Here is an 11,043-nt window from a genome sequence, read left to right as displayed (position 1 = left end):
AGTATTAAAGGTTCACCCCGAACAGGCGTTGTGGATCTTTCCGGCCGTGATCGCCGGTCGAACAATTGCGTTGTTGCCGCATACAGCCTGCTCCTACCCTGGCTGTGTGCAATCGAAGTGGCCGTCGACTGGGCATCGGTGAGCGCGATGCGGGCGTGGCCGCTGACCGGTCGCTCGGAGGAGCTGGCGTTCATCGAGACCGCGGTGCGCCGACGTGGGAGCGCACGCGGGGTGGTGCTGTCGGGTCGCCCCGGGGTCGGTAAGACCCGGCTCGCCCGGGAAGCTGTTGCGCTGGAACGCCGCCGCGGTGCGTTCGTGTGCTGGGTGAGTGCGACCGAGTGCGCGCGGGCGGTGCCGCTGGGCGCGTTCGCGAGTTTGGTGACCGAGCCGGGTGATCCGCAGACCGTCGTGCGCCGGGCCGTGGATCGGATCGTCGGCGGGCGCGGGGCGGCCGTGGTCGCGGTCGACGATGCGCACCTGCTCGACGATCTGTCGGCTCTGCTGGTGAATCAGCTTGTGCTGCAGGGGCGGGCGACGCTGGTGGCGACGGTGCGCAGCGGCGAACCCGTACCCGATGCGGTGACCGCGCTGTGGAAAGACGAGCATCTCGAGCGATTGGAACTTCAGCCCCTGTCGGAGCGGGAAACCGAAGCGCTGGTGGCCGCGGTACTCGGCGGGCACGTCGATCCGGGGACGGTCCAGCGGCTGTGGCAGCTCAGCCAGGGCAATGTGCTGTATCTGCGGCAACTCGTCGCGTCCAGCGCTTTTCGAAGCGCCGGTGGCGCGTGGCGGTTGGCGGGCGATGTGGAGGTGCCATCGATGTTGGCGGACATGGTGATCGCCCATCTCGACGAGCTGGCGGCCGAGGTTCGCACGGTGGTCGATCTGCTGGCCCTGAGTGAACCGCTCCCGATCGGACTGCTCGGCGGGATCGTCGCGGGTGACGCGGTGGAGTCGGCGGAGGACGCCGGTGTGGTGACGATCGAGTCGGAGGACGACCTGTTCGTGGTCCGATTGGCGCACCCGTTGTACGGGGAGGTCCGTCGCGCTTCGATGGGGCGGTTGCGCGCCCGGCGACTGCGCGGCCGGATCGCGGCATCGTTGGCGGACAGCGGTTCTCGCCGGCCCGAGACGCGGATCCGCCGCGCGGTGCTGCTCCTGGATTCCGACCTGCGCCCGGACCCGGACCTGTTCATCGAGGTGGGCGAGCGGGCACTCGGGCTCGCCGATTTCCGGCTCGCCGATCGGCTCGGGCGCGCGGCGGTGGGGGCGGCGGGCGGCTTCCGCGCGCAGGCGATCGTGGCCTTCGCCGCCATGCTGTCGAGCCCGCCCGCGTCGGCCGACGCCGAGCTGGCCGTGCTGGCGAACCTGGCCGGCAACGAGAGCGAATTCGTCCGCGCAACCGTCACTCGCGCAACGAATCTCGGCTTCCGGGCCACATGCCCCGACGAGGCCGGGGCACTGCTCGCCGAAGCGATCGCCCGGGTGACCGACCACCCACTGCGGGATACGCTGCGCGCGCTGTCGGGAATGTTCGAGGCCGCCTGCGGTCGACTCGACACGGCGACGGCGCTCGGAACCGAGGTGCTCGCGGCCGACGACGCCACCGACGCCGCGGTGCTGTTCGCGTCCTGCGGCATGGTGATGTGGGCGGCGATGACCGGCCGAGCCGATCTGGGCGCATACGTCGCCCGAGGCACGGCCGCCGCCGAGAACGTCGCGGAGTTCGCCAATTTCCGGGCGGCGCTGGCCACCCAACACCTCAGCGGGCTGATCTGGGCGGGCCACCTCGACCTCGCCACCACGGTGGCGGCGGAATACCGGGGTTCGGTCGAAGATACGCCGATGGCCCAGTGCAGATACGTCACGGGCATCGCCGGTCTCGCGCGCGGGGAACTCGATACCGCGCGAAGCGAGTTGACCGAGGAGCGAGCGGGACAGGAGCCGTTCGGGAACTTCGGTGGCGCGCTGTACGGCACGCTGCTCTCCTTGACACAGTGCCTGGCGATTCGCGGTGAACGCGAAGCCGCGTGCCGAGCCCAGGCGGATATGCACCGGTACCGTCATCCCGCGGTCATCTTCTGCGACCCGATCGAGCGACTCGCCGATGCCTGGGTCGCCGCGTCGGAGGGCAATGTCAGTGCCGCGATCACGCTGGCGCACGAGGCCGCCGGAATCGCGCGGGGCCGGGGCCAGACCATGCACACGGCCATCGCGCTGCACACGGCCACGAGATTCGGTGACCGCACCGCCGCCGCCGAACTCGCCGAGCTGGCAACCCGTTTGGACGGTCCGCGCGCACCCGCCGCCGCCGCGCATGCCGCCGCCCTGGCGGCGGACGATGCCCGCGCCCTGATGGACGCCGCGGCGGCGTTCGAGCGCTTCGGTGATCAATTGTCCGCCGCCGATGCCCTGGCGCAGGCCGCCGACTCCTTCCGCCGCCACGGCCTCTACGGCTCCGCGCACACCGCGGCCGCGCGGGCGGTGCGGATCGCCGCACGCTGCGGCGGTCCGCACACTCCGGCACTGTCGCTGGTGGCCGTCCCGCTCCCGCTGTCGGCCCGCGAACGCGAGGTGATCACCTTGGCCGCACAGGGTTTCACGAATCGGGAGATCGCCGAGAAGCTGATGCTCTCGGCCCGTACGGTCGAGGGCCACGTCTACCGGGCGAGCGCCAAACTCGGCGTCACCGGTCGCCACGAGTTCGCCGCGATCCTGGGCTTCGACGACGCGCCCTGACCGCTCGACCCGGTCAGAGGTCGAGTTCCACATCGGAACAGGCCAGACCGTTGCAAACGGGCGGCTGAGCCTCGGGGCTGAAACGGGTCAGGCTCGGGCCGCCGGGGCGAGAACCTGCTCGCACCACTCACGGAAGCCGGTCGGGCTCTCGGTCGTATCCGTGCGGGGCACGGCATTGTCGAGACCGTTGTTCTTGGCGCGCATCATGTCGACGTAAGCGGTCGCGATGGCATCGCTGACCCCTCGGGCGGTGAGCGTGGCGCGGAACTCGTCGAGAGCTTGATGCCGGTAGCGGACGGGGCGGCCGAGCACTTCGGACATGATGTGCGCCATGTCGTTCGGTGCGAGATCCTCTGGCCCCAGTAGCGGCCGTTCGCCGATCCCCGACCAGGAGCGGTCGAGCAGCAGGTCGGCGGCCGCGGCGGCGATATCGCGGGTGGCGACCAGCGGCGCACTGTACTCGGCGGGCGCCGTGCCGGTGAACACGCCATCCTCGCGGATCGAAACCGCCTGCCACAGCAGGTTGTCCATGAACGAGGGGTTGGCCAGCGCCCGATAGGAGACGCCGGTGCTCGCGAGGAGATCGTCCATCGCCAGCGATGCGGTCACCAGCCCGGCGTGGTCGGCGACGCCGGTGCCGCGTCCGAGCGCCGAGACGCCGACGACGTGGCCGACCGCATGGGTGGTGAGGGCCTTGGCGGCGGCACTCGTGAATCCGGAGAAGGCAGCGTCGAGATCCGGCGCGGACTGGTCGGGCGGGACCAGCCAGAACACCGCGTCCGCGCCGGCGAAGGCGCGGTCCACGACATCGGGATCGCCGTGCGATCCGGCGACGATCTCGACGCGGGCGCGGACGGCCTCCGGGAGCTTGCCGGGATCGCGCGCGATGACGCGCAATTCCTCGGTGCGGGTTGTTGTTTCGAGCAGGATGTTCAGCAGTCGGCTGCCGATGTGGCCGGTGGGAGCGGTGATAACGATCATGCTTGAAGTCTGCTGACGGTTCGTCACGGCGTCCAAGACCTTCTCCGGCAGATTGATACCGTGAGGGTATGGATCTGGATCTGCGCAAGCTCCGCTACTTCGCCGCGGTGGCCGAGCACCGGCACTTCGGCCGGGCGGCGGAGCAGCTCTACATTGCCCAGCCCGTGCTGAGCCGTCAGATCAAGGCGTTCGAGCAGGAACTCGATTGTGTGCTGCTGGTGCGGACCACCCGCACGGTGGAGTTGACCGCCGCCGGGAAGCAGCTCTACGAAGAGGCGCAGGGAATCCTCGCGGCCGTGGACGCGGCGGTGCGGCGCGTGCAGGACACCGATCGTGGCGTGCGGCGGCTGGTGGTCGCGTTCTCGGCCGGACTGTACGTCTCGGAAGTGATTCGGGAATTCGCGCGACGGCATCCCGGGGTGGAGACCGATGTGGTTCCGGCGCGCTGGTGGGAACGCGAAGCGCCGCTGCGCGACGGCCGTGCTCAAATCGGTTACCTGCGAAAGCCTTTCGATGAATCCGGACTGAGCACCATCCCCGTCGGTCACGAGCCCAGGGTGGTGTGCATGCCCGCGACCCATCCCCTGGCCGCCCGTTCGGAACTGACCCTGGCCGACCTCGACGGCGAGCCCATGCTCGACATCCGGAACCGGCGGACCTTGTCACTGGAAGAGAAATTCGAGCTGATCGCCTCCGGCCACGGCCTGATCCTGGCACCGCTGAGCGCGGCCCGCGCCTACGTCCGCCCCGACCTCGTCCACCGCCCCGTCGCCGATGCCCCCGGGGTCGAGACCTGCCTGGTCATCGCAACGGGCCACCGCGACAAGCTGGTTCGGGAATTCCTCGACCTGGCCGTCACGATGCTGCGGCGTTGAACCGACCCACCGGGACCTCGCTCGATCACGCCGCGTGCAACGGGTTCGGGTGCGCCTCGATCGGCAGCCAACCCGGCCACGGTCGCGGGCCGATGTCTCCGCGAATGGATGCGAGGCGGCACGCCGCTTGCTCGCGGAGTCGGCGATCGTCGCTCGCGAGCCGGAAGGCCGCGATGGTCATCGCGAATTCCTGGATGTCCCGCAGCAGGTAATACCGCCCGCACCGAGCGACATCCTGGCCATAGGTTCGACAGAACGCCGCGTACTGCGCCGTGTCGAGCCAACCGAATGACCAGTACGCCATGGCCATCGGCACCAGATCCCACTCCGGCGGCCCGACCGTGACCGGCCCCGCATCCAGCGGCGCGGCACAGTCATCATCGCCACTCAACACACCGTCGATCCGCGTCGCCCCGTGAATGACGCACCGCGACCTCCCCCCCGGGCAACCCGTCCCAGCGCCCACGCAACTCCGCGAGATGATCCCCCAACCACCGCCGATCCCCCGCGTCCGCACCGATAATCCCGTACGCCAGCCCCGCAAACGGATCCAAATCAGCCGACCCGACCAGCCGATCCGGCAATTCATGCACATGTTTCAAAATCTCGGCCAGCCGAACCGGATCAAGGTGTGAGTGCGCAGCAAACATCCTGCTCTCGAATTCCATGGCTGAACACCTCATTCGGAACCGAAGTTGAGCACCGCGCCCCCACCACCGACCATCTCCCGGCAGAAGCACCTACATTATGTTCGCAGCCGCGCCCCACCCGGATACCTTTCCGCCGGACTTGCCGAGCCGCGCCGGTCGGTGGGGACGAGTAGGCATTGCGGGTGGCCGTGGCTGTTTCGAGTAGTGGTATACGCGCTCCGTCGGGGTCTGTCGGACGGATGTTGTTCGGATGGACGATGAAGTGAACGGTCGGGGTGGCGGGGCGGTGGCGCTGCGGGAGCCGGCTACTGCGGCGGGATCGTGGCTGCTGGGATCGACTGTGCGGTTGCTGCGGGATCCGCTCGGGGAGGGGATGCGCGGGTATGCCGAATGCGGTGATGTCACACGACTTTCCTATGGGGCGATCGCGCGGGGGCGCACCTCGTACGTGATCAACCACCCCGATGGGGCGGCGCATGTTTTCGCTGCTGCGGCGGGGGCGGACTATCGCAAGGATGGGCGGCTGTATCAGCCGATTCGGGACATGCTCGGGGATGGGCTGCTCACCAGCCAGGATGAGGTCTGGCTGCGGCAGCGGCGGCTGATCGCGCCCTTGTTCACCACCCGGGGCGTGAACGGATATGTGGCGGCGATGACCGGTGAAGTGGGTCTGCTGGCCGCGCAATGGCGTGCTCGGTCCGGTGGTGTCGTCGATCTGCGCGCCGAGATGACCGGGCTGACCCTGGGGATCGTGACCAGGGTGCTGTTCGGTGCGGATGCGACGAGCATGGCGCCGGTGCTGCGGGCGGGGTTTCCGGTGCTCGGGCGCGCGGTGTTGCGCCGGGCCATGGTGCCGAAACCGACACCGCTGCACTGGCCTACACCCGCCAACCGTCGTATCGCTCGCACGCAAGAACGGATTCGCGTCGTCTGTGACGAGATCATCGCCGCGCGGCGGGCCGCGCCGGAGCCCGGCATCGACCTGATCGGGCGGCTGATCGCCGCGCGCGACGGGGATGACGCACTGTCCGACAACGAGATTCGCGATCAGGTGAAAGTGTTCCTGTTCGCCGGTCACGACACCACCGCCACCCTGCTGACGTTCGCGCTGCATCTGCTGGGCAGGCACCCCGAGGTGCAGGCGCGCGTCCACGACGAGGCCACCCGCGCACTGCCGGCCGAACCGGCCGCCGAGGACCTGGCCGGCTTGCCGTACACCACGATGGTGATCAAGGAAGCTGCCCGTCTCTACCCGCCCGCGCCCTACATCTCCCGGCGGACGTCACGGGACACCGACATCTGCGGATACCGGATCCCCGCCGGTGCCGACCTCGCGGTCTCCCCCTGGGTGATCCACCACCGAGAAGACCTGTGGCCCGACCCGTTCCAGTTCGATCCGGAACGATTCACCCCCGAACGGGAAGCGCAACGCCACAAATTCGCCTGGCTGCCCTTCGGTCAAGGCCCCCGCGGCTGCATCGGCTACCGCTTCGCCATGCTCGAGGCCGTCCTCACCCTGGCCATCCTGGTCCGCGACTTCGAGTTCACCTGCGACCCGGGCGACGTCCGCGTCACCACCGATCTCGTACTGCACCCGGTCGGCGCGGTCCCCTGCCGGATCCGCAGCCGCCCCATCCCCGCCCGAGGAGAAGTTCCATGAGCCGCAACCCATCCCGACCCCGCAGCCGCCACCTCCTGATCGCCGCCCTGCTGATCGCCGCGCCAGAGCTGGGTCTCCCCTCCCCCGCCACCGTGAAAGACACCGCGCAGCTCCAGATCTGGTTCGACGGCTGGGGCGGCGGCACCGTGACCAGCAGCCCGGCGGGCATCAACTGCCATCAGAGCCGCTACGACTGGCAAACCGGCGCGGGCGGTCAGATCACCGGCACCTGCGCGATCTCCGTCCCAGCCGGAACATCGGTCACCCTGACCGCCCGGCCCGACCCCGACTCCTACTTCAACCTCTGGGACCAGGGCGATACCCCCACCATCACCAGGACCGTGTCCGGATCCTCCAGCGCCACCGTGGTGTTCTGTCCCAACGACGACCTGTGCTCCGCCGCCTACTGACGCTCCGATGCGGGTGCGTGTAACGCCGGACGGGTGCTTCGACACCGATCCGTGATATCGCTCTACGGCCGTATGGAGGAAGCCATGCCGACACATCCGGATCAGACCCGCACGGAGAGTACGAGAAAGTCTCTGTTCCAACGGAATACGATCTTCGGCACCCGCGTCGGCGGTCGCCTCGCGGTGGCCACGTCGGTGGCGCGGGTGCTCGCCGGGCTGCTGTTCATCCTCACCTCGTTCCCCAAGTTCCCCTTCGCCGGGCAGGCGCACCGCGACGAGATGGCGGCCTTCGTCAGCTTCGGATTCCCCGACTCACCGACGATCGTCCTGCTGGTCGGATTGCTCGAGCTCGGCGGCGGACTGCTGCTGGTGCTCGGTCTCGGGACCCGGATCGCCGCGATCGCCCTGGCCGTCAACATGATCGGCGCGATCGCGACCGCCGGGGTACGGGTCGGCGGCCCGTTCCATCTCGGGCTGGCCCCGACCCTGCTGGCCGTCATGCTGTTTCTGGTGTGGTCGGGCACGGGCGCCTTCGGACTCGACCGCCGGATCGCCGACGAGTAGCGGGATCGAACGGACCTCCCGCTATCGTCGAAAGGCGAGCCGGCAGTCGGAGATTCCGGGGTGTCGAGCGCGCACCCCGGACATCGACGCGGTCATGACCTCACCTCATCCGGACAGTTGCCCGGAGCCTCGCCGAATGAAGTAGTCGACCAATCTGGGACACGCGACCGTGCGGACGGCCCTGGGGTCGGCGGCCTTGACCATCAACGCTTCCAGCAGCCTTCCGAAAATCTGGACATGGACCGTGAAATCCATGTCCCGGGTCAGCCTGGTGCCCCATCCTCCGGATCGACGGGTGTCACCGCGGTACCTGCCAGGCTGTCTGGAACACCAGGGCGAGCAGGCCGGCGTCGATGACGAACCCGAGGACGAGCGCGGGCGCGAAGAACAACACCAGCAATGTCGTGGAACCGGCAACGCCCGCCACGGTCAGCGCGGCCCACCAGGACGCGGGGACCAGCCATTCGAGTACCGCAGCCGCAGCCGCAGCCAACGCTACGAACGTCACAACGGCCAGCACCGCTCCCACCGAGTGGACGAGCCGGCCCTCGACACCGCGTCCGCTCAGCCACGAGCGGTCCAGGTCGAACGGGTTGCCCGCGTCGGACCCGGCGGACCGGTGCGCGGGATTCGGAAGCAGAAAGACCAGGTGCACCCACCCGTGCGCGAACAAGATGGCCGCCACCAGCCACGCACCCATGGCACTGCCCCGATCCAGCGACCACCAGACAGCACCGGCCACCACCACGAGCACGACCGCAAACGGCAGCAGACCTATCATCGCCCTCACCGCGCACGCCTTCCCCAGCAGGCCCGCATATTCCTTCTCATCCCCGCTTGCTCCGTTCTCTGGAATCCGCGTCACCCGACACGGTCGCTATCGCCTCGAATCGTCATCGGGCCGCGGGATCCAACTTCGCCTCGTCCGGGTACCGGTGCATCGGCGAGAACCCCGACTCGCTCCCTGGCACGAGCGCCAACGGTCACTCGATCACTCGTGCCGGTATTCCTCGCGTTCCTGCTGTGCGCCATGGCGGGTGCGAGCGACCAACCCCGGATCCGAGCCGTGGTCGATCGGACGGAATCGCCGATACACGTAATCCAGCGCGATCATGAAGTACACCAGCGGAACCAAGATGTAGATGATCAGCACGACCGCGATCCAGTTCGCGCCGGGCCCGGTGAGGTCGCGACAGACCCACTCCTGCATGCTGACAGGCAAACGTCCCACCCAGCTTGTACCAAAGACGCCGGCGCATCGACGGCGTGTTCATACCCACCAAATCTACGAACCACTCGCCCTCGCCGAACGAGGACGAAGTCACCCTCACCAAGGGACCCACGTCACCTCGACGCACCCAGCCGCCGACCGCCCTGACGACTGCCCGCATCGACGAACAGCTCGTGTCGATAACGAACGTTCACGAGACATGTTCGGCTGCAGCAGGTTTCCGCAGGCCGGGTTTGTATCGGTTGCCGTGTACAACCCAAACTCGGACCACGGCAGGTGGCGCTGGCACGGCAGATCGCCGCACCGGCGGCTGACCAGGCGCTACTAGAACTTCGTTGGACTATCGGCGATTACTACCGGAACCCCATCATGCACGGCGCGAGTCCGCACGAGCTGGCCACGGTGGTGGACGCCTACCGCGCCAATCGCCCCACCCTGCGCCGGGCGGTGGCGGCGAACCCCGGAATGTTCGCGTAGCGCCGAAGTCGGTCGCGCAGCGCGGAATTGCTTCGGGCTATGCCGAATTCTCCTCGTCCTCGGCGAAGCCCGGCAGCCATTGTTCGAGCAGGCCGTAGAAGGGGCCTTCGGCCTCGAGCTGCGCGCAGACCCCGATCATGCCGCCGAATACCCGGCCCAGGATGAACAGGTCCGGGCGATCGGCGGGCAGGGTGAAGGCGAACAGATTGCTCACCGAGAAGTTGTCCATATCGGTCGACCGGCCGACCTGACCCTGCACCAGCTCGCGGGTGAAGCGGAAGTTCTCGCTCCGGCCCAGGTGCGCCAGCGGGCCGAATTCACGTCGCAGGGGCTCCATTTCGAGGTCGGCGCCCGCTTTGACGAACCCGGCCTCGATTGCCGCCCGGGTCAATCCGTCGTAATCGTCGTCGAGCACACAGCGGATCAGCGCGCCGACCGCCGGGAGGCCGTCGGGCGTCGGGGTGACGGCGCCGAAATCGACCACGCCCAAACGGTTGTCGGCCAGCAGGCGGAAGTTCCCCGGATGCGGGTCGGCGTGCAGGTAGCCGATTCGGCGGGGCGAGGACAGCAGGAATTCCGCGAACAACTGACCGGCACGATCGCGCTCGGCGAGGGAGCCGTCGGCGATGATCGCCGCGAGCGACCTGCCCGCCATCCACTCGGTGATCAAGACCTTCGGCGCGGAGGCGATCACCCTGGGTACGAAGAACTTCGGATCGTGCGGCCCGAGCGCCCGGGCGAAGGCCCGCTGATATCCGGCCTCGATCCGGTAGTCGAGCTCATCGTCGGTCCGATCGATGAACTCCTGGATGAGCGCCTTGGCATCGATACCCGGCACCATCGCGGAAAAGGCCCGGGCGAACAGTTTCGCCGATTTCAGATCCGCGCGCAGCGCCTCGTCCGCGCCCGGGTACTGGACCTTGACCGCGACGGGCCGGCCATCCGCCCACACCGCGCGATGCACCTGCCCGATGCTGGCGGCGGCGACCGGCGTTTCGTCGAATTCGGCGAACCGGTCCGGCCAGCGGGTACCGAGCTGCTGGTCGAGCATCCGGTGCACCGACTCGACGGGCATCGGCGGCGCCTGCTCCTGCAGCCGCACCAGTGCCGCGCGGTAGCGATCCGCGAACTGCGGCGGCACCGCCACCTCCATCACGCTCAATGCCTGCCCGATCTTCATCGCGCCGCCCTTGAGCTCACCGAGCACCGCGAAAACCTGTTCGGCGGCCTCGACCATGAGCCGTTCGTCGAGTTCGCCCCGCTCGGCCCCCGTGACGATCCGCTTGCTCAGTGCCGCAGCACGTTTGGCCATAATGCTCATCGGAAGCGCCGCCAATTTCGCGGTCCGCTTGACGCCGAGACGCCGTATCCCCACCACCCAATCAGTGTCAGACGGGACGATCGTGCCGTCAAGGAACCGTTACGCGCGACCGGCGCCCCTCCGACGTGGCGAAGC

The 11,043-nt window shown here is 68.5% G+C and carries 10 protein-coding genes; 5 read left to right on the top strand and 5 right to left on the bottom strand.

Annotation, left to right across the window (positions count from 1 at the left end; genetic code table 11):
- The first annotated feature begins 147 nt into the window (after window positions 1–147).
- Window positions 148–2,739: a helix-turn-helix transcriptional regulator gene (locus NS2_RS23510; protein WP_147207289.1), complete on the top strand. Its 2,592-nt coding sequence runs from the start codon at window positions 148–150 to the stop codon at window positions 2,737–2,739.
- 87 nt (window positions 2,740–2,826) lie between these two features.
- On the opposite strand, the gene NS2_RS23505 is transcribed toward NS2_RS23510, so the two are convergent.
- A complete protein-coding gene (locus tag NS2_RS23505; RefSeq protein ID WP_033089254.1) occupies window positions 2,827–3,720 on the bottom strand; it encodes an NAD(P)H-binding protein in 894 nt (297 codons plus the stop codon).
- 68 nt (window positions 3,721–3,788) lie between these two features.
- Between NS2_RS23505 and NS2_RS23500 the strand changes: the two genes are divergently transcribed.
- Entirely contained in the window at window positions 3,789–4,595 is an 807-nt protein-coding gene (locus NS2_RS23500) for a LysR family transcriptional regulator (protein WP_033089255.1), read from the top strand.
- Between the two features lie 25 nt (window positions 4,596–4,620).
- On the opposite strand, the gene NS2_RS23495 is transcribed toward NS2_RS23500, so the two are convergent.
- Entirely contained in the window at window positions 4,621–4,986 is a 366-nt protein-coding gene (locus tag NS2_RS23495; protein ID WP_143161328.1) for a hypothetical protein, read from the bottom strand.
- A 509-nt stretch (window positions 4,987–5,495) separates the two neighbouring features.
- Between NS2_RS23495 and NS2_RS23490 the strand changes: the two genes are divergently transcribed.
- From NS2_RS23490 to NS2_RS23480, 3 genes are all read left to right on the top strand, one after another.
- Window positions 5,496–6,905 (top strand): cytochrome P450, encoded by a 1,410-nt coding sequence (locus tag NS2_RS23490; protein WP_052086704.1) that lies wholly within the window; start codon window positions 5,496–5,498, stop codon window positions 6,903–6,905.
- A complete protein-coding gene (locus NS2_RS23485; RefSeq protein ID WP_052086705.1) occupies window positions 6,902–7,315 on the top strand; it encodes an InlB B-repeat-containing protein in 414 nt (137 codons plus the stop codon). Before NS2_RS23490 ends, NS2_RS23485 begins: the two co-directional genes overlap by 4 nt.
- An 84-nt stretch (window positions 7,316–7,399) precedes the next feature.
- Window positions 7,400–7,879: a DoxX family protein gene (locus NS2_RS23480; protein WP_096490851.1), complete on the top strand. Its 480-nt coding sequence runs from the start codon at window positions 7,400–7,402 to the stop codon at window positions 7,877–7,879.
- A gap of 298 nt (window positions 7,880–8,177) precedes the next feature.
- On the opposite strand, the gene NS2_RS23475 is transcribed toward NS2_RS23480, so the two are convergent.
- From NS2_RS23475 to NS2_RS23460, 3 genes are all read right to left on the bottom strand, one after another.
- Window positions 8,178–8,669, bottom strand: coding sequence for a hypothetical protein (locus NS2_RS23475; RefSeq protein ID WP_143161327.1), 492 nt, complete (start codon window positions 8,667–8,669; stop codon window positions 8,178–8,180).
- Window positions 8,670–8,870: 201 nt separating this feature from the next.
- The gene (locus NS2_RS23470; RefSeq protein WP_033089258.1) at window positions 8,871–9,089 is read right to left on the bottom strand and encodes a hypothetical protein; all 219 of its coding nucleotides are present in this window, start codon (window positions 9,087–9,089) and stop codon (window positions 8,871–8,873) included.
- A gap of 535 nt (window positions 9,090–9,624) precedes the next feature.
- Window positions 9,625–10,908, bottom strand: coding sequence for an ABC1 kinase family protein (locus NS2_RS23460; RefSeq protein WP_045438668.1), 1,284 nt, complete (start codon window positions 10,906–10,908; stop codon window positions 9,625–9,627).
- Between the last annotated feature and the right edge of the window lie 135 nt (window positions 10,909–11,043).

Source organism: Nocardia seriolae NBRC 15557 (assembly GCF_007990715.1).
GTDB classification, from domain to species: Bacteria; Actinomycetota; Actinomycetes; order Mycobacteriales; family Mycobacteriaceae; genus Nocardia; species Nocardia seriolae.
Note: the sequence above shows the minus strand (reverse complement) of the source record. Positions and strands in the feature narration are given on the sequence as shown.